The following is a 25765-nucleotide window of genomic DNA, read 5'->3' as shown; positions in this document are numbered from 1 at the left end:
ATTTATACAATCACAAAAAAATGATGTAAATCATATTTTCTAAATAAATACGGGAAGTATCATACTGGAGAATTCGTTTGTACCTTTTTCGGTTAAATAAGGCTTAACATTGTTCCAAACGGCGTTCTTAAAACGAGTTTCGGTAATTGGTTTGCTTCGCATCTGCTGTTGTGGAATCCAGAAAACAATAGTCATCCAGATTGCCTCAGATAAAATATCGTAGGTAGCTTCAGTTTGTGGAGTTAGGTCGCCTCGGCGAGCATGAAAATCAAGTCGTTTACGAATCTGAAAAATCATTTTATTCATAAACTCCTGCCAACGCTGTCGCACTTCGGGAAGCGGATGCTCAGTGGCAAATAAATCGGTAATGTAGAATTGATAATTTTTAAAAAAATCGAAATAATAACTTACTTGAGAATCAAAATCTAATAAAGAAGGTGTTTTGAGATATGCACCTAAAATCTGCTGAAAGTCTTCGAATAGCTTTTCATAAACAGAATTGATGATTGCCTCTTTATTCTTGAAATGATAGGCTAAATTGCCGACACTAATTCCTATCTCATCAGCTATCTGCTGAAGACGCACGCTCGCTATTCCGTGGTCATTAAATAGCTTAATTGAGGCATTTACTATCCGTTCTTTTGTGTTATACATCTCTCTAAACAATCACCTCTTTGCAACAAACAATAGGTACTTTTATATGCGTTAAATTTTATTTTACACTCGCTGAGTTGTCATTACTCATTACATAGCTTTAATTACAACAAATCTTAAAATCTTCGACCTTGACCTCAAGCGTTCCTCGTTGGTCTTTGGCGGCCATTCGCCGCATTAGACTCGCCGAAAGCGTGGCTTTTTTAAGACAAGAATAAGACATTATCTGACGTTTAATGAACTTCAATGGATTGGTATGCAAAGCAAAAACCAACTCAATATTCCATTCTCCTCGTTTGTAAATGAGATTGTCGATTACGGCACTATCCGATAGCCAATGGTCGTCGTGATAAAACTGAAAATCAGTAAAATTACCTTTAGAATCAACAAAATAGGCGTCGTTTAATAGCTCTAATAGACTATTATAGACATTTTCATCTATTTTGTAAGGCGACATATTTAGGCTGCTTAATAATGATTTGTAATCAAATTTAGAAAATAATTTCTAAATTCAAATCATAACCAATTAAAATTTTCGTTGAAGTGCATTTGTTTGTATTCGATATTACCAATATGCGTGAAGTGAGGTATAAGCAATGCCCAAAGTGAAGCAGCGTAATCTTCAATATTGGCTTCGTCGAACGTACGAATTCGGCTTTGGTAAAGCCATAATTCCATTGTCATCCAATATTGTTCAGCCAATTTTTGGTGAAGCCCATCTTGTGTCTCTGGAATAAAAGTACCACGAGCAACATTGAAAGCAATCATATTCTCGATTTGTTGAATATACCAGCGAGTATATTCACGATACTTTTTCTTGATGAGGGGAAAATTTCGAAGAATCTCAAAAGTATCAGAGTAAAAAAAGCTAAATTTTTGCTGAATCAGATATGTATCACGGATATGTTGGTCGATATTGATAAACAGAGGCACGATTTTCAAATCTGACAAGAGTATTTTTTGATTCAGCTCGATTTCTTCATACACCTCTTCTACAATAGCATCTTTGTTCTTGAAATGATAGGCTAAGTTTCCAACGCTAATTCCAACTTCATCGGCAATATGTTGCATACGAATGCTCACAAAGCCAAATCGGTTGAATAACTCGATTGACTTTTCAAGAATACGTGCTTTCGTATCAGCTGATTTGACCGACATATTTTCAATATTTTTATTCTAAAAGACAAAACTAAGGCTAAAAATCCCGCTTCCAAATATAGCCATCAAGAATATAATGCGTAAGCTGTGGCATTGATAATAAGGCAATTGTTATAGAAAGCAATAGATTATCTGTGAGATTGATGGTCGGGAAAAATGCAAAAAACTCATCATATTCGTGCCAAACGAGACCATTCCAAAAACCTTCTTCGACGTAGGCCAAAACAAACAAAATTCCGATAAAAATGAGAATGCCAAAATTGGAGAAAAGCAACTTCCAAAAGCCAGTTTTTTTATAGGCTTTCTTTTGTTCAGTAGCATAAACCAAAGCCATATACGGCACGCCATGAGCTACTACATTGAGCATTGTAAATGCCATATCGCCATTGAAATAGACAATTCCTAGATACCACGTGAGCATCGTAGATAAAATCAACAAAGTCTTGGGCAAGTTGATTTGTCGAGTTTGGATGTAATCTTTAATGACTAAAAAGTAGTAGATTATCACCCAAATCCAAAAAGCATATTTCAGTAAATCGGCCAGATTCTGATTCGTATAAAACAGAAAATCTTTAGCAGTAAACCACATAAAATTGCGAGGTTCTGACAAATGCCAATAGACCATAGGAAAAACTGTGACGATGTATATCATCCAAACATCAATCTGTTTGATTCCTTCGGTGCGGGTATAAAGCTTCAGAAAACCATATTGCTGACGAATAAAATGATAGACAGCCAAATAAGCAGCCAATCGCCAAAAGATAGCTTCGGAAAAATAATGGATGCCTCCAGCCACCAAAATCACCCAAACTGGTGTGAAAAATAGTATTTTTTTGTGTTTTTGCAGAGAAACTTTATCAAAATAAGTGCGATAAAGACTACTATAAACATGCGAAACATCAATCAACAGCACCATTGCAAACCACGCCCAGTTTGGCATTTCGTTTGACCAAAGCCAACTTTCGGGAAAGAAAAACAGTAATATAACCGCCAAAAATGATGGAGCAATAATAAAACTCAAATCGTATTTAGCTGAGTGTATCCAAGTTTGAGTTTGCATGAAATTTTCAAAGTTTTGACAATTATTTAAAGATTTACTCTCCGTGAAAATTCGTGTAATCCGTGTCTCCGTGGTAAATATTTGAAATCACTTTCTTAGCCACCTCAGCCCCATGATAAAATGCTTCCTCAAAAATCGAAACACCTGAAAGGTCCGAATGAGCAAAATGTATTTTATTATTGAGCGATTTTTGTGCTTCATATCGAGCCGACCCGTGAATAAAACCAATCGTTGGGCGAATCATGGCGTGTCCCCACAATTTTATATCAATTTTCAGAATTGATTCTTCAATTTTTGGGTGTGCTTTTTTTAGGTCAGTCAGCACTTCACTTTTCCATTCTTCGTGGGTTTTTACTATTGCTTTTTTGCGTTCGTCAGCAGGATTGTTATCGACAAGTGGCTTATAATAAGTCAGTTGCCAAGTTTGTTGGTCTTGAGAGAGTTCTTGATGATTCGATAAAACATAGCCAAGTCCGTTGCCTTCATAAATCACGTTATCCCAAGATAAGGCTTGTCCTCTACCCGTATCAAAAGGCTTGGTTTGAATATTGGCAACCATCCACGGTGAATACGTAAAATCTTTGATAAAATCAGATTTCTGTTGCGGCATTAAGTATGGGCGAAGCATCTGCGGAACTGCCCAAATTACTTGTTCGACTGTATAATTTTCTCGCTTTTCAGTTTTCCAATCATACACATCAACTGAAACTTTCCCATTTTTCTCTTCAATTTGATAAGCCAAACGCTGAGTTTTGATATGATTTAATTGATTTTTGGCCACAAGTTTCATCAAAAAACCATTTCCCTCGCTCCATGTCAACACGTCATCATCTTTAGCATTGGCAGCTTTTCCTTTTCGTGAAGCAAAATAATGAATGCCCGCCCAAGCTGAAGTTTCGGCAATCGAAGTACCGTAGTCATCTAATAAACAATAGTTTACATACCAATGTAGCGGTTTAGCCGTAAACGCATTTCTCTCCATCCAAGTTTTCATACTGATTTTATCCAAGTCAGTAAAACTCGTATCGCTTGATGAATAAGCCAATGGAATCGTAAAAGCCCATTTTTGGTCATTCCCTTTGGCAGTTTTAAAAGCATTCATTTTTGATAAAAATTCCCCAATTTGGTTCTTTTCTCCGTCCAAAATATCCATGTTTGGAATCAGCCCTTCTTGCCAAAAACCTTTTACAAAAAGCCTTTCGTCGGGGTGAAAGCAAAGTGCATATTCATCATAGACTGGTAGTTTATTTTCATCAAAACCCGTAATTATCTTGTTTTCTGCCAAAAAATCAATCAATTCTTTATTTTCTGGACTCGGAATTGGCAAATAATGAGCAGCCCACGGGTACCTGGCTTCATCTTCGCCAAAGGTAGAATTTCCTCCAATATGGCTTTCAAGTTCTAAAATTTCATAATCTTTGATACCCGCTTTTTGTAGAAAATAGCCAGCCGTGAGTCCAGATATTCCCGAACCTACAATCAGAATTTTTGTTTGATGTGATTGATGAATTGGTAAAGAAATGGCCTTACGAAGTAAATGTCCAATTGCGTGATTTGCCCCAACGATTTGCCCTTGAATAACAGTGGCAGACTCGCAAGAAGTAAGTGTTTGTAGCCCCAAAGTGCTACCCAAAAGTGCGATTCCTGATAACTCAAGAAACTCTTTGCGAGATATGCTTACATCACTTTTGCCCATTCTTCTTCAAAATACTGCACCAAAATTTGGTTGTTGAGTTTATTTACTTCGGTTTCTTGCTGTGCCATATCTTTCGGAAAAACTTTGCTTTGCTCGAAAGCGGCATCATTCATGAAACGTAGCTTTTCTGGAAAATTCTGAGTTTTGCTAAATTCGTTTTTTGTAGCCAAAACATAGCCCCAATCGCCAAAAGATGGAACAAAAACATGATAGGGAAGCGTTTTAAAACCCACTGATTGTAAGGTTTTGTTGACACACCAATATGATTTTGGAGCCATAAAAGGCGAAGTTGACTGCACTACAATTAGGCCTTCGGGTGCGAGCGTGTGAGTAAGTTCACGATAAAAAGTATTAGAGTAGAGTTTTCCCAAAGCAAAATTATTCGGGTCAGGAAAATCAATGATGATGGCGTCGAAAAGTGTTTTATTTTGCTTTATCCACAAAAAAGCATCTTGATTCAAAATCTTAACTTTCGGGCTATTCAGGGCATTTTGATTCAATTTTGTGAGCATTTCATTTCTCCGAAACAGGTTCGTCATATCGGCATCCAAATCAATGAGCGTAATGGCTTTCACACTTTCGTATTTCAGTAATTCACGTACCGCCATACCATCACCACCGCCCAAAATCAAAACTTTTTCGGGCTTTTTTGTAAAAGTCATGAGCGGATGCACCAATGCTTCGTGATAACGATATTCATCGAACGAACTAAATTGTAGATTTCGGTTCAGAAAAAGTTTGATATTACTGCCTTGTCGAGTCAACACAATGCGTTGATAAGGTGAAGATTTAGCAAAAATGATTTTTTCGTCATAAGTTGTAGCCTCAGCCCACGACAAAATATTATCCGAAAAGATAAAGCCAAGCGTGAGTAAAACAAACACAAAAATAGCTTGAAACCAAAGTGTTAGGCGGTATTTAAGTTGTGCAGAATAATTATACAATACCAACAAAGCCACCAAAGTATTGAGGATTCCGAAGAAAAAAGAGGTACGAATCAGGCCCATTTTTGGCACAAAAACCAACGGAAAAAGAATAGAAGCAAGCAAGGCTCCCACATAGTCGAAGGTAAAAACTTTGGAAATGATGTCTTTAAACCCAAAGTTACTTTTATTGAGGATTTGCATCAATAACGGAATTTCGAGGCCAACGAAAATACCCGTCAGACTGATAAGTCCGTACAAAATCCATTGAAAAGAATCGACACTATTGAAAATTACAAACAAAACGCTCGATGTGATTCCGCCGACGAGACCAACCAAAAGCTCGATTTGAATGAACCAATCAAGTAAGTTTTCGTCGAAATATTTTGAGCAAAATGAGCCAATTCCCATCGAAAAAAGATATAATCCGATGATGATTGAAAATTGACTAATCGAGTCGCCCATGAGGTAGCTGGCCAAAGTACCCGCAATTAGCTCATAAATAAGCCCACAAGTAGCCACCAAAAACACCGAAAAAAGCAGTAAAATTGGGATTTTTGCCGAATTTTTATCCATGAATGGCCGAACTAATAATAATCGCTACGGCAATAATAAATGCCCCTGCTATAATCGCCAAAGCGGTATTTCCTTTCTGAACGATTTCTTTATAGATGTTTTCGGGCGTGATTTTTTCGAGAATCACGAATGAAATTACCAAAATAAAAATACCAATCAACGAATAAATCACTGAGGCATAAACGTATTTGAGGCTAAGGATGTCGGTCATATTGTTAATTTTTTGAATGAATTTTATAGACAAAAACGAACAGGATGTTCGTTCCACATTATTTATGATAAAAACGATTTACGCCCGATGTTCTGCTATTGCTGCCGTCCCATTGGCTTTTGGTGCTGAATTCATAAAAAAGCTTTCCAACTTGCAGCGAATAGGCAAAGTAGCCAACTATCACCATCAGAAAAGCTGCATACATTATTTTATATCGGTTATCTAATTTCATGTTATTCGTCTTCTTCAGTTACGTACGGTGAATAATCACTATCGGCCCAGCGTTCTTTTTCAAAATTATATTCTTGAAAATATTTTATCAATGGCACGATAACAATCAAGCACAGCATAATAAAAATGTTTATCCAATAAATTCCGCCAGTTTGAAGTTTTACTTCGTAAGTGCCACCATTAGTTGCGGGTGTTGTGGTTTCTATCAATAAATGATATTTTCCAGCGGGAACTTCTGAATAATCTTTTGAAGCACTGGTTGAGCCTTCTGTCCATTTTTCGCCACCTTCATAACCATGGTAAAATTCATTTCCAATCACAATAGGCAATTCTTGGAGTGTGCTTTCATTGACCATCGTGATATTCGACTCTAACCACGAATTATCTACGCCAGAAGTAAGTTCGATTTCAATTTTCCCTGTTTTATCAATCGAAAAACTTTTTGAAACAATAGGTTTGGCAGAAGTCAGATTAGTGCTGGTTGAATCAATTTTTAAATCTGCCACACTGAAAGTTTCTCTAAAAACCGTAGTAGTAGGCGAAGTTGCCATAAAATATAGCTGAATCGTCAAGATTACCGCAAAAGCAATCAAGCTCATTTTTAAAGCATCTTTGTAGTAAAATTGACTTTTATAAGGCTCGGTTGCTCCTACGCCAATTTTCGAGGGAAATGTTGTGGAATTCCCAAGACTTAAATATTCTTGATAGATTTCATTATTATCTACATACTCACCTTCATACCATTCGGAGTTACTTTCTTTTCCATTAGAAGTTCTATAAACCTCTTCAATTAATATTTGGGGAGGAGAAATATACTCTTTTGAATAGATTCTATTTGTATCAACAACATCGAAATTAAAGCCTCCTACCGCCCAATTTACATCTTGATAATATTTTTGAAAAAGATTATAATTACCAGTAAGTGGCGATTTTTCATTTAACGCCCAAACTAATTGCCAATTCCCATTATACTCATTTAGAAATCTTTCTTGTATCCCATCATTTAAAACGTACTCTCTCCAATTAATTCTTAGGTTTGTTCCATCATTTCTCTGTGTAATTCCTGTAATTGTATAAGTTGTCCCATTGACTCTGATACTTTGACCTAACTCAAAACAAACTTCTTTCGGGCGATTGGAACTTTTGAAGGAAGAAAGAAACTTCATTCCGTTTTCGGTAACTTCTTGATAGCTAAAGCATTTCGAACAAGCAACAAAAGTGTCGTTGTCGTTCATCGAAATCTTGTTTGTACATTTAGTGCATATACGTTGCTTCATCTATCTATAAAGTTCGTTTAGATTTAATGCAGTAGGTTGAAAAAACGCAACGAGTTCTTGGTGAAAATCTCGCACGATGGCTTCGTTATTATTCCGAAAATTAGATAAAAATACGTCGTAAGTAACTCGCCCAAACTCTGGCCAAGTGTGAATCGAAATATGAGATTCCGTCAAGCAATACACACCCGTAAAACCTCCTCCTTCAAAATTAGCAAAAACTTCACCCACAATCGTCAGTCGGTGTTTTTCGATGAGTTTCTGTAATAATTGTTTGGCTGCTGCATAATCTGTCAGAGCTTCGATTGCAGTGGTATCAATCTCGGCCAAAATATGCAAACCCTTTGAATAGGTCATGGAATGGTGTTTCTATATCGTTTAGCGATTATTTGAGATGCAAGTTAGATTTTTTCATGAAATTTCCATTCTTTTGGTACAAGATATTTTTTAGATAAACTAAAATTGATTTCCTAATCCATAGCGTCTGGTTTGCAAACCAGACGCTATGGATTAGGAAGAAATTCATCATCAAAATTTATAGAAATTAATAGATTGTATGCTAACAAACGTAGAACATATAGGGATTGCAGTAAAAGACATTTCTGCCTCAAATGATTTATTTACTAAACTTTTCAACGTGCCTCCGTATAAATCAGAAAGCGTTGAAAGTGAAGGAGTTACAACTTCTTTTTTCAAGATTAACGAAACTAAAGTAGAGCTACTCGAAGCCACAAATCCTGATAGTGCAATCGCAAAGTTTATCGAGAAAAAAGGCGAAGGCATACATCATATTGCCTTTGAAGTAGATGATATTTTGGCAGAAATGAAACGTTTAGAAGCAGAAGGCTTCACGCTTTTAAACCCAACACCAAAGCGTGGTGCTGATAATAAATTGGTGTGTTTCCTACACCCAAAAGGCACAAACGGAGTTTTGATTGAGTTGTGTCAGTCTATCTAAATAGTGCTTATTTTTCATTGCCGTCAGCTAAAGCAGACGGCAATGAATTTTATTGAATTGATGCGATAATAAAATATAAATCAAATCTTTCAGAACTCATATCGCTCCTTTCACAAAATCTAAGATTCCACCGAGTTGTTTTTTTACGGCTGGTTCGGCAGCTTTGGCGGTCATACCTCCTTTACTGAGGTTTCCTACACTTCCCATAGCAGTATCGAGTAGGCCACCCAATTTACTCTGAGAATCGCCACCGAGAGCAGGCAAACCTGCTTTCATCAAACCTAAGTTTTTGGTTAATCCACCTACATTGCCAAGTAGATTTGAACCACCGAGAGCATTTTCAATTCTCTTGGCTGCTAATAGCATTTTCACGGTGTTTATTACTTTTTTAAGCATATCGCCTTTCAAAAGTCCACTTTTTACCATCGGAGCAAACTTTTGTAATGCACCTACCTGTCCCAAAAGTTTGTCTTTAAAACTTCCTTTATCAGCATTTGCTTCCTTTTCGAGAGCAGCCGTGCCAGCTGTCAAAGAACTCAAAAGAGCTTCTTGATTTCCCGCAGCTTCGGCTTCAATTGCTTTATCCAATAGAATTTCAGCTTCTGGTGTTTCTTCTTGAAAAACTAATAAATTAGAGGTATTTGCTACACTCACATTTACAACAAAAACATTTAAAATAGCTGCCGAAATGGCCAACATTACATACTTTTTCATTAGCAAAATTGTTTTAGTTTTTCTTGAGACGAAAAATTTCCAGAAAGATACATAAAAAAGGAAGACTTCGTTTAAAACGAAGTCTTCCTTAAATTCTCTTATTTTCTAATCACTGCTCCCAGTTCTTTTTCGTAGGCAGCAATGAGGCGTTGCATTGTTTTATCTATCACATCATCGGTCAAAGTTTTTTCTTTGTCGATGAGTGTGAAACTCACCGAATAAGATTTTTTACCTTCACCCAGTTTTTCTCCTGCATAAACATCAAAAGCATTGATGCTTTGGAGTAAATTCTTTTCGGTTTTGGCGGCAATGGCCGAAACTTGCTCAAATTTCACCTCTGAATCAATCACTAACGAAAGGTCACGACGTACTTCTGGAAATTTCGGAATCTCAACAAAAGCGACTTTTCCCGAATATTGTTTTAATAAATATTCCCAATCAAAATCAGCGTAGAAAACTGCTTGTTTCACATCAGCCAATTTAGTCAACTGTGGTTTTACTAAACCCAAACTTACAACTGGCTTTTTGTTGATTAAATAAGTAAGACCATATTGGAAAACCGAAGAATCAGCTTCCTGTGTGTCGAATTTTACAACTTTCATTGCCTTCAAAACTTTCTGCACAACCAAAGCCAAATCATGGAAAGCCAAAGGTGTACTCGGACTCGCCCAAGATTCTGACTGACGATTTCCCGTCATCCAAACACCTAAATGCTTATTTTCTTTATATTTGTCGTCTTTCTTGAAATAACTACGTCCGAATTCAAATAAGTTCAAATCTTTCTGACGGCGGTTAATATTATATGCTACCGATTCCATTCCAGTCAATAAAAGACTCGAACGCATCACCGAAAGTTCTTCGCTCAATGGGTTCAGCAAAGTGACCGTTTCACCTTTCGCAGTTGCTTCAAGTGCTTGATTATAAGCAGGTCTGGTAATTGAAAGTGTTTGAATTTCGTTGAAACCATTTGCTGCCAACAATTCGATAATACGGAACTGTAATTTATCGGCATCTTTCTCGGCAAACGACGATAAGAAATCAGTTTGGAGCGTTTCTGAAAGTTCGATATTATCAAAACCATAAATTCTCAAAATTTCCTCAATCACATCAGCTTCACGAGTTACATCCACACGGTATGGTGGAACGCTTACTTGCATTTCGCTACCGTTATCGCTCAAAATCTCAATATCAAGGCTTTTCAGAATCTTATGAATCAAACGGTCGTCTAAGTTTTTACCTATTAGGCGACTGATGTTTTTATGTTTTACTGTAATTCCAAAATTGGCAATTGGATTTGGATAAACATCAATTGGTTCGCCGATTATCTCTCCGCCCGCCAATTCTTGAATCAAAACTGCCGCCAAGCGAATCGCAAACGGAGGCATATTTGGGTCAGTGCCACGCTCATAACGGAACGAAGCATCGGTTTTCAAGCCATGAAAAGTAGCAGTTCGACGTACCCAAACTGGACTAAAATAAGCTACTTCTAAGAACACATTTTGTGTAGAATTTTTGATACCAGACTTTTGACCACCAAAAACACCAGCAATTGCCATTGGTTCCTCGGCATTACAAACCATCAAATCACTACCCGAAAGTGTGCGTTCTGTACCATCAAGGGTTGTGAATTTTGTGCCTTTTTCTGGCACACGGACTACAATTTTATGCCCTTTTACTTCGTCAGCATCAAAAGCGTGCATCGGCTGTCCGAGTGTGTGGCAGATATAATTTGTAATATCAACGATATTGCTGATTGGATTCAGACCGATAGCCAATAAAGCATTTTTCAACCATTCTGGCGATTCCTTTACCGTAATTCCACGAATTTCTAAACCACAAAAACGTGGGCAAGCTTCAGTATTTTCTAAGCTTATTTGAAAATCTGTTGTTTGAGAAACTGGCTTGAAGTTTTCGATAGAAGGCATTTTGATTTCACGACCCAAAACAGCTCTTAGGTCACGAGCAACTCCCAAATGTGAAGCCGCATCGGCACGGTTTGGTGTAAGACCAATTTCGATTTGATAATCAGCTTCAAACGATTTTCCGATAGATTTGAAATATTCTATTGCTGGCGTACCATTCGGTAAATCAGTATCCAAAACCAAAATTCCATCGTGCGAATGCCCAGTTCCAATCTCATCTTCAGCACAAATCATTCCTTCTGACGGATGCCCATAAACTTTACGTTTTTCGATTACAAAAGATTTTCCGTCTTCAAAATAAATGGTTGTTCCGAGCGTAGCCACAATCACTTTTTGTCCTGCTCTTACGTTGGCGGCTCCACAAACAATCGTCGAAGGAGTTTCGGCACCTATGCTTACGGTTGTGAGGCTTAGTTGTTTTTCTTTCACCATAAAAGTCTCGCAAGTAAGCACCTCGCCTACTACAAAACCTTTCAAGCCACCTTTTATCGACTCTATTTCTTCGATGCCTTCTACTTCTAAGCCAGTAGCGGTCAATAATTTACCAATTTCTTCGGCCGATTCCTGAATATCAATCAAACCCTTTAACCAATTGTACGAAATTTTCATTTATGCTCTATTTGCTATCCGATAATTTGCACAAAGGTAATATTTTTTGATGGTTAACAAAAGGAAGGCTTCCCTTTGAGGTTCCTTAAATTTTACTCATGTATCCGTTGGCTAAGTTTATCTTTTTGGGGGCAAGCTTGGCACTGAGTTTGACCCTTTAGAGAAATTAAAAATTAAACCTGACAAATTGCGTTTCAAAAACTGCCAAATCGGTAAATGTATCCGTTGGGTAAGATTCCATTCAAAAATGGTCGATTGGCACAAGTTTGGCAACGTGATACAGTATAATGTACAAGATTTGTTTTCCTAATAACCATATAATCCCATGAATAATTTTCTTAACAACAACTTACATAAAAGCCTGTTTTTAGGTCTTGCCTTGCTTTCGGGTAATGTTTTTGCCCAAGAAGCAAAAATGAAATTTGCATCAGCCACACAAGTAAGTGATTTTCAGTCGGGCATTGCTCGGGTTGAAAGTAAAGACAAAGTTGGCTTTGTTGACAAAAAAGGAAAAGAGGTTGTAGCAGCCAAATACGAAAATGCCTACGACATGAGCGAGGGCATGGCAGCCGTTGAAAAAAATGGCAAATGGGGTTTTGTAGATAAATCAGGCAAAGAGAAAATTGCTTTTGTCTATGACGAAGCACTTAATTTTTCGCAAGCAATGGCAGCCGTCAGACTTGGCGAAAAATGGGGTTTTGTAGATAAAAAAGGTAAATTGAAGATTACACCTCAGTACGAAAACGTATTAAGTTTCAGCGAAGGCTTAGCTTTTGTGAAACAATACGGAAAATGGGGCGTAATTGACGGAAAGAATAATTATGTAGCACATCCGCAATTCGATAAAGCTGAAAGTTTCTCAGAAGGAATGGCGTGTGTGGCTATCGAAAACAAATATGGCTTCATCGACAAAAAAGGTGTTCAGATTATTCCGTTAAGATATAAATCAGCCAAAAGTTTTGCCGAAGGTCGTGCAGCAGTAAAAACTGACAATAAAAAATGGGGCTTTATCGACAAAAACGATGCTCTGTTTGTAATTGATGCTTTTGATGAAGTGGATAGCTTCACAGAGGGTTTGGCGGTTGTACGCAGCAAACGCAAATGGGGAATGATTGATAAAGCAGGCAATGAAGTTGTACCCGTTATCTACGATTTCATTGAAGGTTCGTCGGAAGGTTTGATGGTGGTAAGCATAAAAGGAAAATACGGTGTCATTGATAAAACAGGTAAAGAAGTAACGCCTGTTAAATATGACAATATTTGGGGCTTTTCGGAAGGTGTAGCCAGAGTAGCTATTGCAGGAAAATATGGTTTTATTGATAAATCGGGTGAAGAAATTATTCCGATGATTTATGACGAAGCCTATAATTTTTCGGAAGGAATGGCTCGTGTGAGTATCTTCGGCAAGAGTGGTTTTGTGAACAAAAAAGGCAAAGAAGTTTTCGTAGAATCGCAACCATTTAGCAAAGGCGAGTTGACGAAATTGGATAAATAATTTAAGGTCTCAGATAATATTTGAGTAAATTAATGAACTGAGTATGGGGACGGAGCATCGAAAGGTGCTTCGTTTTTTTTGTATTGTAGGTTTCATTTTTCAAGTCTTTTACCATTTAATAAATTCTTTTTGAATATCAATATTTTTTGAATAATATTGATTCAACACATCTACTAAACAAACATGGCTCTTGATTATACAGACTTTCACCAAGTACGCAATCTTATAGAAACCAATCCATCAATCAAACTACTTACTCGTAGCAGGGACACTACTGCTTTGGTGCTATCTTTCAGTTTTTGGGCTTTCAAAACTAAGAACATTTCTCGCTATCAAAAATCAGATTTGACTTTACTATTATCTGATTTTCTTCATGATAAAGAAATTGAAAATCCAAGATTGCCTCGTGAATATATTGATGATTGGGTTGACCAAGGTTTTTATCGTAATACTACAAACCCAAGTAAATCAGACGAATATTTTTATGATATTACGTCTGATACAGAAAATACCCTTCGTTGGCTTCAAGAACTCAATAAATCTGAATTTGTAGGAACAGAATCAAGGCTTTTAGACATTTTTAATACCCTACGAGAAATAGCGACACGAAGTAGTGAAAACAAAGAAACCCGAATTGAGCAATTAAGGAAAGAAATAAAAGAAAAGGAATTAGAAATTGAAAAAATCAAGGCTGGCGAAATTGAGGTTTGGGACTCTACAAAAATTCGAGAGACTTTTCAATTATTAGAGGAAAAAATCGGGCGTTTGACTTCTGACTTTCGACAAGTTGAAGAGAATTTTAGGCAGATTGACACCAAACTACGAGAAGAAATAATAGCAACTTCACTTTCAAAAGGTAAGTTTTTAGATAATCTTTTTCGGACGATTGATAAGCAGATTTGGGAAAAAGACCAAGGAAAAAGCTTTAAAGCTTTTTTTGACTTTTTGATGAATCTCAAGCGACAAGAAGAGTTAGAAGAACTAACTCAACAGGTACTTCAATTACCTGATATTCAAATATTTAACTCTAATAATAACCTTGAATACTTGAAATTTAATCTGATTGATTACAGTGATAATATTCATCGTGTCAATGATTCCATTATTCGTAGCTTACGCCGATTCATTGAATCGGCGTTCTTCATGCAAAACAAACAGATTATTAGTAAGATTGAATCTGTTTTAGAATTAGCCGTCACACTTAAAAAAAAATCTCCTACTGAGCGAAATTTTATAGAGATTGATGGAAAACTCAATTATGATTTCGTGATGAGTCGCAAACTATTTGAGCCCCCGAATACTACAAAAATCAAAGCTCAAATATTAGAAGAAGGCGAAAATGAAGGTAATTTTGATATACTTTATCAGCAACAGTTTATAAATCCAGAAGAGTTAAAAGCCAATATTAGGTTTATGCTCAGAGAACAATCGGTCGTGAGCTTTAGCCAAATCATTCAAGCCTTCCCAATTCAAAAAGGTTTGGCTGAAATCGTTTGTTATTTGAATTTAGCAAAAGATAGTGAGCAAGTTCAAAAAGCTTATGTTGATGAAAATGCCGATGATTTGATAAGGTATCAAATCAAAGACCAATGGCAAGAAATTGTATTACCAAAAATCATTTTTAGTAAATAATGGAACCTCGAAAACTTCCCGAATATAATCCTGCAATTGTATCGCTTTACAAAGGTGTAATGTATCAAGAGGATAAATATTGGTATCTGTTGCTTAGGCATCAAACTGAAATTAGAAAACATTTTGAACAAGTAGGCTTAGGTATTTATATTGATGAAGCCGAAGGTTTTGCTCATATCATTGATTTAGAATTGCATGAAGACCAATCAGATTTTCCGAAATTGATTGAAAAACGCCAATTAAACTATTATACAAGCCTTCTGTGTGTACTTCTGCGGAAGAAAATGGCAGAGCAAATTCAAACTTCAAGCGAAACACAAGTAAGAATTTCAAAACAAGAAATAGTAGATTTAATGCAAGGTTTTTTGCTGATAAATAAAAATGATGAAAGTAAAACCCAAAAAAAGGTTGACGAATCAATTAATAAATTGAAAGAATATGGCTTTTTACGAGAGTTAAAAAACGATGAGGATGAATTTGAGATTCGACGTATCTTGATTTCATTCGTAAATATTGATTTTATTAATGAATTAGAACAAAAAATGAAAGATTATCTAAAAAACATTGGTAAAGATGACACCGAACACAACTGATGAAACTTTAGCTGGCTATAGACTTCACCGCTTTGAAGTACAAAATTGGGGAACTTTCGATAAAAAGATTTGGAAGATAAGTCCTAATGGTTTTAACGCTTTGGTAACTGGTGATATAGGCTCTGGAAAATCAACATTAATTGATGGACTAACAACGCTTTTGGTTTCTACTCAAAAAATTACATACAATAAAGCTGCTGGTGCTGAAACCAGAGAACGTAACCTAAAAAGCTACATTTTGGGAGCATATAAAGGCGAAAAAGTAGATTTTTCGAGTAAAAGCAAGCCCATTACGCTACGAAAAGTTGAAGATGGAACATATAGCGTTTTATTAGCGAGTTTCTACAATGAATACTACAAAAGCTACTGTACAATCGTACAAATCTTTTGGCTCAAAAGTGAAAATGAATCTGCTGAACGGCTTTTTATAATCGCCGAGAATGATTTATCTATTGCTACTCATTTTCAGAATTTTAATGAAATAAGAGAACTAAAAAAGCGACTAAAGGAAACAAAAAGTGTAGAGTTTTTCGATAGTTTCAAAGAATATTCGAGCCGTTTTAGACAAATTGTGGGTATTAAAAGCGATGAAGCCTTAGATTTATTTTACCAAACAGTTTCGATGAAACAAGTTTCAAATCTAACTGAGTTTGTCCGTACACACATGTTGAGTAAAACAAATGTAGAAGAAGAAATAAAGACTTTATTAGAACGCTTTGAAAATTTAGATGCTGCTCATAAAGCCATTTTAAAAGCTAAACGACAACTCGAATTACTAACCCCAATTATCGAAGATTTAGCTAAGTACGATGAAGTTTGCCTTGAAATCAAGCGATTAGATGAGATTTTAGAGCAGATTCCCTATTATTTTGCTTATCATAAATCACAACTTTTGAAAGAAACGCTGAGTGATGCTCAGATTGATTATGAACGAGCCGAAGGAATTCGGACCAATGCAGAGGAAGACTTAAAGAGATACCAAAAAGAAAGTAATCAAATCAGAGATTTGATTACAAATAATGAGAAAGGAAAACGATTAGAGCAAATCAAAGATGAAGTTGAAAACTTAAAAAAAGAGCAATCGACCAAACAGGAAAATGAAAAACAATATAAAATACTGGGAGAAAAAATTGGCTTATCAACTGTCTTGGATAGTGACGAATTCTTTGAGAATAAGAAGAAATTAGATAAAATCGCAAGTGAAATTGAGCAGAAACAGCAAGAACTGAGACAATTTCAAGATAATATTCTGTTAGAAACCGACAGATTGAAAAAAGAAAAAGATAACCTTGAGGAAGAATTATTATCACTTACTCAAAGAAAAACCCAAATTCCTGATAGACAATTGCGTGTTAGAAAAAGAATTTTAGACCATTTCAATTTAGATGAAAGTGAATTACCATTTGTAGGAGAATTAATAAAAGTAAAAGAATCTGAGAAAGAATGGGAAGGTGCAATAGAAAGGCGTTTGAATGGTTTTGGGCTAAGTTTGATTGTTGCAGACGAACTCTACAACCAAGTGAGTAATTTTATAAATTCCACTAATTTTGATGGAGAACGATTAGTATTTTTCAGGGTTTTAGATGAAGATAAACGAGGTGTAATTAACTTATCAAATCAATCGTTAGTTCGTAAAATTGAGATAAAAGACAACGAATTTTATGATTGGATAGAACAAAAATTAGCCAATGACCATAATCTAATATGTTGTGATACGATTGAAGAATTTCGTAGAACTCCCTTCGCAATAACCAAAGAAGGTTTAATAAAATTAGGCAAAAGTCGCCATGAAAAAGATGACCGTAGAAATATCCATGACCGTAGAAATTTTATATTAGGATGGACAAATACACAGAAAATTAATCTATTAGAAAAAGATTTAGAAGAAAATCGTCAAAAAATCATCACTTTTCAAGGAAAAAGTAATAGTCTCAGAAATGAAGAAACAGCTTTAAAACAGCAAAATAACGCTATAATAATTCTAAGCCAAATTTCAGATTATGCCCAGCTCAATTGGCAAGCTATTGCAAGTCAAATTTTACAACTACACCAAGAAGAAAGTGAATTAAAAGCAACATCGAGCGAGTTGGAAACTTTGAATGCTCAATTTGAAAAAATCGGAGAGAAAATACAAATAGCATCTAAGATAAGAGATAATCAGAATAAAATACTTGGAAATATTGAAAGTGGGATAGTACAAAATACAAATAGCCTTTTCAATGCACTCAATATTTTAGGGGTAATTGACAAAGATAGTAGAATTTTCGAGTCATTTTTTGATGAAGAACAACCAATTATGCAAAAACTCACAAAATGGCTCGAAGCACTTGATAAACTAAGTATTGAAAATGAAAAGGTTACACCCGAGAATGATGATTTCATTCGTATTAATTTACTCGAAAATCGAGAGATAAAAACCAATAATATGTATGATTTGGAAGATAAGACAAATAAAAAAATCACAGCAAGTAGAATTGGTCTAAAAGAAATAGAGACTGAAAAGAAAAATAAATTAGCTATTGGGTTAAATACTAAAATGAGAAAATTTAAAGACGCCTTCCCATCAGAGACCCATGAGTTTGATGTAAACCCCGAACCCAAAGCTGCCAAAGATTACATTGATTTTTATACCCAAATAAAAGAGAATGACTTGCCTAAACATGAAAAATGGTTTAAAGATGAGTTAAGCAACAAAACGATTGGTCATATTTCGATATTCAGAAATAATTTAGAACGTCAAGAAAAAGAAATCGAAAAGAAAATTGGAATTATCAACGACAATCTCAAAGAAATCGATTATAACAAGACAGAAGGAACATACATTAGAATTGATAAAAGTAGTGTCCAAACTAATGATATTATTGATTTCAAAATTGATTTACGCAATTGTTTAAGTAATATATTGGGGCAAACTGAAAGTAACATTGAAAAACAATTTGAGTCTGTAAAGAAAATATTGGTGAGATTCCAAAAAACTACCGATGAAGATAAGAAATGGACAGAAAAAGTAACAGACGTTAGAGAATGGTTTACTTTCGGAGCAGAGGAGTTGTATCGAGAAGACGACACTCGAAGAGATTATTTCAGTGATTCATCAGGAAAATCAGGTGGACAGAAAGAAAAACTGGCTTACACTATTTTAGCCTCTGCAATTACCTACCAGTTCGGGTTAAGATGGGATGGACAGCCTAAAACTTTTCGCTTAGTAGTGATTGATGAAGCCTTTGGGCGAGGTTCAGATGATAGTACAAGATATGGTTTGGAACTTTTCAAGAAAATGAATTTACAATTGCTAATAGTTACACCTTTACAGAAAATCAACATCATTGAAGATTACATCAATGCAGTTCATTTTGTAGCAAACCAAAATGGGCAATATTCGTCCATCACCAATTTGACAAAAAAGGAATATTTAGAAAATAAGGAATTATATGCTCAGTCCGCAAGAAATTAGACTAAAAGCCGAAAAATGGTGGAATGATGGCAGTTTTTTAGCTTTTTGGTTGAAAAATGAACCTTTTTTCCCAAAGGAAGTCCCTCAAATTGGTTTAGTAAAACCATCAGAAACTTTATCAAACTTTGAAAAAATTTACAGTGAGCAAGAAGAACTAAAAAGATATTCAAAAGTAGAAAAAGGTTTTGGCTATGAATTGACTTGGCAAAAAATTAAAAGCCACAAAATTGGAGAGAGTGAATTTATTACTAAAATATCATTTGAAACAGAAGATGATTATTTGAAGTTTATACAAAAAAGTGAAGATTTTGAAATTTTCCAATCTAATTCAAGGTTGATAATAAACTTTTTTCCTCAATTAATGCAATGGGTAGTTCAAAATCCAATTAAAGTCATTGAAAATGCTGAAAAATGGGAAGATTTACTAAAAGTAGGTACTTATTTTTTAGAAAACCCTAAACCCAATCTTTATATAAGACAACTGCCTATAAAAAATATTCATACTAAGTTTATTGAAGAAAATAGGCCTATCATAACATCTTTGCTAAACTTCTTGCTTCCTAAAGAAGCCGTAAATGATGAAACTCAAGATTTTGAAAAACGTTTCGGGTTACTCGAATCAATACCACTTATTCGACTTAGGATTTTAGATAAAAATCTGTTTATCAATGGCTTATCAGATGTTTCTTTACCCATTTCTCAGCTTGAATCTTTATTCATCCAATACCAAATAAAACAAGTTTTTATTGCTGAAAACCAAATGTGTATTCTTACTTTTCCAGAGATTCCAAAATCAATTATCATTTTTGGTAGTGGAAAAGCAGTAAGTAACTTATCAAAAATTAGCTGGCTAAAGTCAAAAATTATTTATTATTGGGGAGATTTAGATGTTGAAGGATTTCAAATATTATCAGAATTAAGATATTTCAAATCAGATGCCATTTCTTTAATGATGAACTTTGACTGTTTTGAAAAGTTTTCAGTGGAAGGACTTTCAAAAGGTAAGAATTCAGTTAAAAGCATTCCACCAAATCTTTCTGAAAAAGAAGTAGTTTTATTCAAATATCTAAAGAACTTACCAATTGATAGATGTAGATTAGAACAAGAAAAAATACCTCAATGGTATGTTGAAAAGTGTTTAACTGAATTAGCCAAGATTTAATCTAATATTGATTTTTTCATAACAAAAAAACTCCTGCAAGAAAATCATCTCGCAGGAGTTTCATTCTACTAAACCTAATCTAATTTACCCTATACTACTTATAAGACCTCTTCTACTGAAGCGATATTTTCAAATAAAATTTCACCTTCTGGGCCAAGTTCCATCATTACTACCGAATCTTTCTGCACTTTTCCAGCCAAAATCTCTTTCGATAATTCATTCAAAACTCTGCGTTGAAGCACTCGTTTGAGCGGTCTTGCTCCGAAAGTTATATCGTAGCCTTCTTCTCCCAATTTATCCAAAACTGCATCAGATGCTTCGAGGGTAATTCCTTGTTCAGCCAAGCGAGCTTGAATTTGTCTGAACTGAATCTGCACGATTCGACGAATATTGATTTTTGTCAATGGGTCGAACAATACGATTTCGTCGATACGGTTCAAAAACTCTGGTCTGACAGATGATTTAAGTAAATTCATGACATCGTTTTTGGCTTCTTCTTTGTAGAATAAGTGCCAAGCTTTATCATCACCTTTCGACTCAAGGTATTTATCTTGAATGAAATGACTACCGATATTCGAGGTCATTATCACAATCGTATTCTTGAAATTAGCAGTTCGGCCTTTGTTGTCGGTCAAACGTCCTTCATCAAGCACTTGTAATAAAACATTCCACACATCAGGGTGAGCCTTTTCGATTTCATCTAACAAAATCACACTGTATGGCTTGCGTCTTACGGCCTCGGTTAATTGTCCACCTTCTTCATAACCCACGTATCCTGGAGGCGAACCCACTAATCGGCTCACGGCATGGCGTTCTTGGTACTCGCTCATGTCGATACGCACCATTGCTGAATCATCATTGAATAAATATTCAGCCAATGCCTTTGCCAATTCGGTTTTACCAACCCCTGTACTTCCTAAAAATAAGAAGCTACCAATCGGTTTTTTAGGGTCTTGCATACCCGCACGAGAACGACGTACTGCATCTGCTACCAGCTCAATGGCCTCCTCCTGCCCTGCCACTCTACGGCGAAGCTCGTCTTCCAAATGCAATAGTTTCTCACGCTCACTTTGCAACATTTTTGTTACAGGAACGCCTGTCCATCGAGCAACAATTTCAGCAATATTTTCGGCCGTAACCTCCTCGTTCAACAAGTTGGCTGGTTGTTGGTCGTTTTTGGCTTGGATTTCGTTCAAGCGATTATTGGTTTCAATCAATTTTCCGTAACGAATCTCGGCCACTTTTCCGTAATCACCGGCACGCTCGGCTTGGTCGGCTTCGATTTTGAGTCTTTCAACTTGTTCTTTCAAAGAGCGGAGTTCGTTTAGCGAACCTTTCTCATTTTCCCATTTAGATTTTAAATCATTGCGTTTTTCGCTCAAATCAGCAATATCTTTGTTCAAAACTGCTTCTTTTTCACGGTTATTTTCACGACGAATCGCTTCACGCTCAATTTCGAGCTGCATGATTTTACGATTCAACTCATCCAACTCTTCGGGCATCGAATCCATTTCGAGGCGAAGTTTCGAGGCGGCCTCGTCCATCAAATCAATGGCTTTATCGGGTAAAAATCTATCAGAAATATATCTATCCGATAACTCAACGGCCGCAATCACGGCATCATCTTGGATTCTTACCCCATGATGCAATTCGTATTTATCTTTTATACCACGCAAGATAGAAATCGCATCTTGTACATTCGGCTCATCAACAATAACTGACTGAAAGCGACGTTCGAGAGCCTTGTCTTTCTCAATATATTTTTGGTATTCGTTGAGTGTTGTTGCTCCTATCGTGTGCAATTCGCCACGAGAAAGAGCAGGTTTCAATAAGTTTGCGGCATCCATCGCTCCTTCTCCGCCAGCACCTGCCCCTACGAGCGTATGAATTTCATCAATAAACAAAATCATCTCACCGTTTGAATCAGTCACTTCTTTGATTACGGCTTTCAGACGCTCCTCAAACTCTCCTTTATATTTTGCACCCGCAATCAACAAACCCATATCAAGCGATACGATGGTTTTAGATTTTAAGTTTTCGGGAACATCGCCCGACACAATTCTTTGAGCTAAACCCTCTACGATGGCGGTTTTTCCGACACCTGGCTCACCTAATAATATTGGGTTGTTTTTAGTACGTCGTGAGAGAATCTGCAAAACTCGGCGGATTTCTTCGTCACGGCCAATTACTGGGTCAATTTTGCCTTTTCGTGCCAAATCATTCAGATTTTTGCTATAACGAGAAAGGGCTTGGTAAGTATTTTCGGCGTTTTGGTCTTTCACTGTGTTGTTTCCTCTTAGTTCTTTAATGGCTACTTTTAAGTTTTTTTCATTCAAATTATTCTCTTTCAACAAACTCGCTACCGAGTCTTTTCCTGCGGCCAAACTTAAAAGTAGGAGTTCGACACTCACAAATTCATCACCAAATTCTTTCATTAAGTTGGTGGCTTTACTCAATGCTTGGGCAGTATCGTTGCTCAAATACACTTGGCCTGTTCCTCCCGAAACTTTCGGATAGGCCGCAACAATGTTTTCGAGCTTGGGCTGTATTGTTTCTTTCTTGGCTGCTGCTTTATTCAACAAAAAAGTAGCAGTATTGGCATCTTCTTCTAAAATCGCTTTTAGAATATGCCCTGTTTCGATTGCCTGTTGGCCATTGCCGAGGGCAATCTCCGAAGCCTTCTGAATTACTTCTTGGGCTTTGATGGTATATTGGTTAAAATTCATAGCTTTTGATGTTTTGTGAAACAAGCTGTACACTTGTTTTTCCTAATGCTTTCAGTTGTGTTACGCAGAGATACTCATCAAAAAGTATGCAGAGGTGTGTTATTCGGAAAAAATGGCCGAAAATGCTTAAAATTTTTCAATTTCAAACGACAAAAAGGCAGGAATTACAAAATTCAGGAAAGATTAAAATGACAAAACTGCATAAATGAAAAGGGCAAAACAACCGAAGTCATTTTGCCCTTATGAATAGTTATATAGTTTGTTTAGAGAAGTCTCTTAGAAGAATCTTGAAAATGCTGTAATTACAAATACAAAAATAGATGCCCACATTGGTACACGACGAGCCTTATATGTTGCTTCTTGAAATGCCTTTAAGTATTCTAAACGCATCCAAACACCAACTGCTAACAGCAAGCAAAATGTAGAACTTGCAAACTTAAATGCCATAGCGTGCATCGGTTCTAATGAAAAGTATAGGAAAATATTTACTAACAAAAGTAGGATTCCAAGAAGAGTGAATACCTTAAATGACCATGTGTAAGTTTCTTTGTCTATGTTATTTCTCATGATTTTGCTGTTTTGTGATACAAATATAGTAGAATAATTCGACACCTGTCAAGTAATTTTTAAATTATTTTGCAAAATACATATATAACCAAATAATATTTGGCACATATTCTTTTTATAGTAAATTAAAATATTAGAATAGTACAATATTATTTTTACTAAAACTCGAATTATAGGTTTAATTTTAACTCATTTTTAAGATAAAATTACCTAAAACAAGAAAAATAGGTTTAAGTGTAAGTTTTATACAGAAACACTAAAATATAACTATTCTAATATATTTATATAACTTTCAAATAGTAGCTCAATATTTGTATATCTTTAGTCGATTTATAAAAACCTTTTTCACTAAAGATTCTAAAGAATTGATTTCTTGTTTAGAGAAACTTTCTTTTACTTTGAATATGTTATCAGAAAAACAGATATAAGTAATCGAATGAAAGTAGAATTAGTAAGAGTCGATGACGCCTTCCATTTTGAAGCCGTCGGTACAGCAGGTACGGTCAACCACATGGATGCTAATGTTGATATTGGCGGACATAACTTAGGAGCAAGACCAATGGAAATGCTTTTGATGGGTTTGGGCGGCTGCACAGCGATTGATGTAATCTTGATTTTGAAAAAACAACGCCAAGTAATTGATGACATTAGAATATCGGTAGAAGGTGAGCGTGTAAAAATCGAAGGTACTGAGATGAGTCCGTTTCGCAAGATAAACATACATTTTGCATTCAAAGGTCAGCTCGACCAAGCAAAAGTTGAGCGTGCCATTCAACTTTCGATGGAAAAATACTGCTCGGCCACAGCTCAGTTTAGTCCAACCGCCGAAATTACGCATACACTTTCTATCAATTAACTTCTGATAAAACTATTGGTATAATATTTGAGATTCAGTGAGTAGTCCACGGTTAATAGACGACAGTCCATAGTAGTATTTTAAACTAACATTAATTGTCGGAAATTTCCCAGAAGCTATTTGTTACTGTTTAAAAATCTTAAAATATTCTATCATGAAAAAGTTAATCATAGTTTTCGCATTGGTAGCATCGGCTGCCACAGTTGTTTTGGCCGTAGAAAAAGAAAAAGGTGGGCGTAAGGCTCGCAGAGAAGCGGCAAAAAAAGAAATGAAATGTTGCGATAAAGAAATGGCCAAAGAATGTAAAAAAGAAAGCAAAGCTTGCTGCCAAAAGAAAGCAGAATAATAATCTTATTTTCTATAATCAATTGAGTAAGTAAAGGGGTCAATGAGCAATCGTTGACCTTTTTTTGTTCCGATTGCTTTTTTTCTTAAATTGGTCGAATAAACACTACCTACATTTAATGAGTCCGACTGTTTCGTTACGCAAACACGTACACAATATTCTCGAAATTACTTGGCATCGGAAACTCGGCTTGAGTTTTTGGGTAAATATTTTCTTGACGGTCATCATTTCGCTCAATGCCGTTGCCATTATCTTAGATACAGTTCCGAGTATTCAGAAATACCATCAAATTTTGCTTGATTTTGAGGTTTTCTCAGTCATTGTTTTTACGGTAGAATATATTTTACGATTATGGTCTTGTGTTGAAAATCCACATTTCTCACACCCAATCAAAGGGCGGTTAAAATTCATTTTTTCGGCTTGGGGCTTAGTCGATTTGCTTTCTATTGCCCCTTTTTATGTCTCCATATTCATTACTGATTTAGGGTTTATTCGTATCCTTCGCTTACTCCGAATGCTTCGTTTGTTTAGAGTAAGCAAATATTTTCATGCCTTGCGGGTGATTCAGAAAGTAATGAAAGAAAAGCAAGAGGAACTTGTGCTGAGTTTTGTCTTCATTGTTTTTGTGTTAATTATTTCGTCGAGTACACTTTATTATTTTGAGCATGAAATGCAGCCAACTAAATTTTCGAGTATTCCAGAAGCCATGTGGTGGGGAGTAAATGCCATGACAACCGTCGGAGATGCCGATTATCGACCCATTACTCCCATCGGCAAAATCATCGGAGGCTTAATTGCCATTCTTGGGGTAGCACTTTTTGCCTTGCCGACTGGTATCTTGGCATCGGGTTTTGCTGAACAAATGCGTGGCCAAAAACACAAAATTAAGTGTCCACACTGCGGAAATGAGTTCAATCATTCGCATTAAGATTGCTTTTCGATGATGCC

23 protein-coding genes are annotated in these 25765 nt (G+C 35.9%); 9 read left to right on the top strand and 14 right to left on the bottom strand.

Going from position 1 to position 25765, the window contains the following annotated elements; all coding sequences use genetic code 11:
* Positions 1 to 39: 39 nt before the first annotated feature.
* From IEX65_RS19300 to IEX65_RS19255, 10 genes are all read right to left on the bottom strand, one after another.
* Complete coding sequence (locus IEX65_RS19300) at positions 40 to 654, bottom strand: TetR/AcrR family transcriptional regulator (protein WP_188768375.1); 615 nt, start codon at positions 652 to 654, stop codon at positions 40 to 42.
* Positions 655 to 754: 100 nt separating this feature from the next.
* Positions 755 to 1111, bottom strand: a complete 357-nt coding sequence (locus IEX65_RS19295; RefSeq protein ID WP_188768373.1) for a hypothetical protein — start codon at positions 1109 to 1111, stop codon at positions 755 to 757.
* A gap of 59 nt (positions 1112 to 1170) precedes the next feature.
* Complete coding sequence (locus tag IEX65_RS19290) at positions 1171 to 1812, bottom strand: TetR/AcrR family transcriptional regulator (RefSeq protein WP_188768371.1); 642 nt, start codon at positions 1810 to 1812, stop codon at positions 1171 to 1173.
* A 37-nt stretch (positions 1813 to 1849) separates the two neighbouring features.
* Positions 1850 to 2872: a hypothetical protein gene (locus tag IEX65_RS19285; protein ID WP_188768369.1), complete on the bottom strand. Its 1023-nt coding sequence runs from the start codon at positions 2870 to 2872 to the stop codon at positions 1850 to 1852.
* A gap of 34 nt (positions 2873 to 2906) precedes the next feature.
* Positions 2907 to 4568: a flavin monoamine oxidase family protein gene (locus IEX65_RS19280; protein ID WP_188768366.1), complete on the bottom strand. Its 1662-nt coding sequence runs from the start codon at positions 4566 to 4568 to the stop codon at positions 2907 to 2909.
* Positions 4550 to 6067: a polyamine aminopropyltransferase gene (locus tag IEX65_RS19275; protein WP_188768364.1), complete on the bottom strand. Its 1518-nt coding sequence runs from the start codon at positions 6065 to 6067 to the stop codon at positions 4550 to 4552. Before IEX65_RS19275 ends, IEX65_RS19280 begins: the two co-directional genes overlap by 19 nt.
* A complete protein-coding gene (locus IEX65_RS19270) occupies positions 6060 to 6278 on the bottom strand; it encodes a DUF350 domain-containing protein (protein WP_188768362.1) in 219 nt (72 codons plus the stop codon). The genes IEX65_RS19275 and IEX65_RS19270 overlap by 8 nt, the downstream gene beginning before the upstream one ends.
* Before the next feature lie 58 nt (positions 6279 to 6336).
* Positions 6337 to 6510, bottom strand: a complete 174-nt coding sequence (locus IEX65_RS19265) for a hypothetical protein (RefSeq protein WP_188768360.1) — start codon at positions 6508 to 6510, stop codon at positions 6337 to 6339.
* A gap of 1 nt (position 6511) precedes the next feature.
* A complete protein-coding gene (locus IEX65_RS19260) occupies positions 6512 to 7786 on the bottom strand; it encodes a DUF4178 domain-containing protein (protein WP_188768358.1) in 1275 nt (424 codons plus the stop codon).
* Positions 7787 to 8140, bottom strand: a complete 354-nt coding sequence (locus IEX65_RS19255; protein ID WP_188768356.1) for an S-adenosylmethionine decarboxylase family protein — start codon at positions 8138 to 8140, stop codon at positions 7787 to 7789.
* 199 nt (positions 8141 to 8339) lie between these two features.
* Here IEX65_RS19255 and mce point away from each other — a divergent pair, with 199 nt between their 5' ends.
* Positions 8340 to 8741 carry a methylmalonyl-CoA epimerase gene (gene mce / locus IEX65_RS19250; RefSeq protein WP_188768354.1) on the top strand — a complete coding sequence of 134 codons (402 nt, stop codon included), beginning with the start codon at positions 8340 to 8342 and terminating at the stop codon, positions 8739 to 8741.
* A 96-nt stretch (positions 8742 to 8837) separates the two neighbouring features.
* On the opposite strand, the gene IEX65_RS19245 is transcribed toward mce, so the two are convergent.
* Positions 8838 to 9455 carry a hypothetical protein gene (locus IEX65_RS19245; protein ID WP_188768352.1) on the bottom strand — a complete coding sequence of 206 codons (618 nt, stop codon included), beginning with the start codon at positions 9453 to 9455 and terminating at the stop codon, positions 8838 to 8840.
* Between the two features lie 98 nt (positions 9456 to 9553).
* On the bottom strand, positions 9554 to 11986 hold the full coding sequence (gene pheT, locus IEX65_RS19240; RefSeq protein WP_188768350.1) for a phenylalanine--tRNA ligase subunit beta: 2433 nt from the start codon (positions 11984 to 11986) through the stop codon (positions 9554 to 9556).
* A gap of 325 nt (positions 11987 to 12311) precedes the next feature.
* Here pheT and IEX65_RS19235 point away from each other — a divergent pair, with 325 nt between their 5' ends.
* From IEX65_RS19235 to IEX65_RS19215, 5 genes are all read left to right on the top strand, one after another.
* Positions 12312 to 13481 (top strand): WG repeat-containing protein, encoded by a 1170-nt coding sequence (locus tag IEX65_RS19235; protein WP_188768348.1) that lies wholly within the window; start codon positions 12312 to 12314, stop codon positions 13479 to 13481.
* Between the two features lie 183 nt (positions 13482 to 13664).
* A complete protein-coding gene (locus tag IEX65_RS19230) occupies positions 13665 to 15113 on the top strand; it encodes a DUF3375 domain-containing protein (RefSeq protein ID WP_188768345.1) in 1449 nt (482 codons plus the stop codon).
* On the top strand, positions 15113 to 15706 hold the full coding sequence (locus IEX65_RS19225) for a DUF4194 domain-containing protein (protein WP_188768343.1): 594 nt from the start codon (positions 15113 to 15115) through the stop codon (positions 15704 to 15706). The genes IEX65_RS19230 and IEX65_RS19225 overlap by 1 nt, the downstream gene beginning before the upstream one ends.
* Positions 15687 to 19160 (top strand): ATP-binding protein, encoded by a 3474-nt coding sequence (locus IEX65_RS19220; protein ID WP_188768341.1) that lies wholly within the window; start codon positions 15687 to 15689, stop codon positions 19158 to 19160. Before IEX65_RS19225 ends, IEX65_RS19220 begins: the two co-directional genes overlap by 20 nt.
* Positions 19138 to 20322: a Wadjet anti-phage system protein JetD domain-containing protein gene (locus IEX65_RS19215; RefSeq protein ID WP_188768339.1), complete on the top strand. Its 1185-nt coding sequence runs from the start codon at positions 19138 to 19140 to the stop codon at positions 20320 to 20322. The genes IEX65_RS19220 and IEX65_RS19215 overlap by 23 nt, the downstream gene beginning before the upstream one ends.
* Before the next feature lie 98 nt (positions 20323 to 20420).
* Here the strand turns inward: IEX65_RS19215 and clpB are convergent, their stop codons facing one another.
* Positions 20421 to 23048: an ATP-dependent chaperone ClpB gene (clpB, locus tag IEX65_RS19210; RefSeq protein ID WP_188768337.1), complete on the bottom strand. Its 2628-nt coding sequence runs from the start codon at positions 23046 to 23048 to the stop codon at positions 20421 to 20423.
* 276 nt (positions 23049 to 23324) lie between these two features.
* Positions 23325 to 23615 carry a hypothetical protein gene (locus IEX65_RS19205; protein ID WP_188768335.1) on the bottom strand — a complete coding sequence of 97 codons (291 nt, stop codon included), beginning with the start codon at positions 23613 to 23615 and terminating at the stop codon, positions 23325 to 23327.
* Between the two features lie 436 nt (positions 23616 to 24051).
* On the opposite strand from IEX65_RS19205, the gene IEX65_RS19200 reads away from it, so the two are divergent.
* The 3 genes from IEX65_RS19200 to IEX65_RS19190 all read left to right on the top strand — a co-directional run bounded on the left by IEX65_RS19200 (position 24052) and on the right by IEX65_RS19190 (position 25745).
* Complete coding sequence (locus IEX65_RS19200; RefSeq protein ID WP_188768333.1) at positions 24052 to 24471, top strand: OsmC family protein; 420 nt, start codon at positions 24052 to 24054, stop codon at positions 24469 to 24471.
* A gap of 154 nt (positions 24472 to 24625) precedes the next feature.
* The gene (locus IEX65_RS19195) at positions 24626 to 24817 is read left to right on the top strand and encodes a hypothetical protein (protein ID WP_188768332.1); all 192 of its coding nucleotides are present in this window, start codon (positions 24626 to 24628) and stop codon (positions 24815 to 24817) included.
* A 118-nt stretch (positions 24818 to 24935) separates the two neighbouring features.
* Positions 24936 to 25745: an ion transporter gene (locus IEX65_RS19190; RefSeq protein WP_188768331.1), complete on the top strand. Its 810-nt coding sequence runs from the start codon at positions 24936 to 24938 to the stop codon at positions 25743 to 25745.
* The last annotated feature ends 20 nt before the right edge of the window (positions 25746 to 25765 follow it).

This window comes from Emticicia aquatilis, assembly GCF_014644295.1.
GTDB lineage: Bacteria > Bacteroidota > Bacteroidia > Cytophagales > Spirosomataceae > Emticicia > Emticicia aquatilis.
The sequence above is the reverse complement of the archived record's forward strand: the minus strand, read 5'-3'. Positions and strand labels throughout refer to the sequence as shown.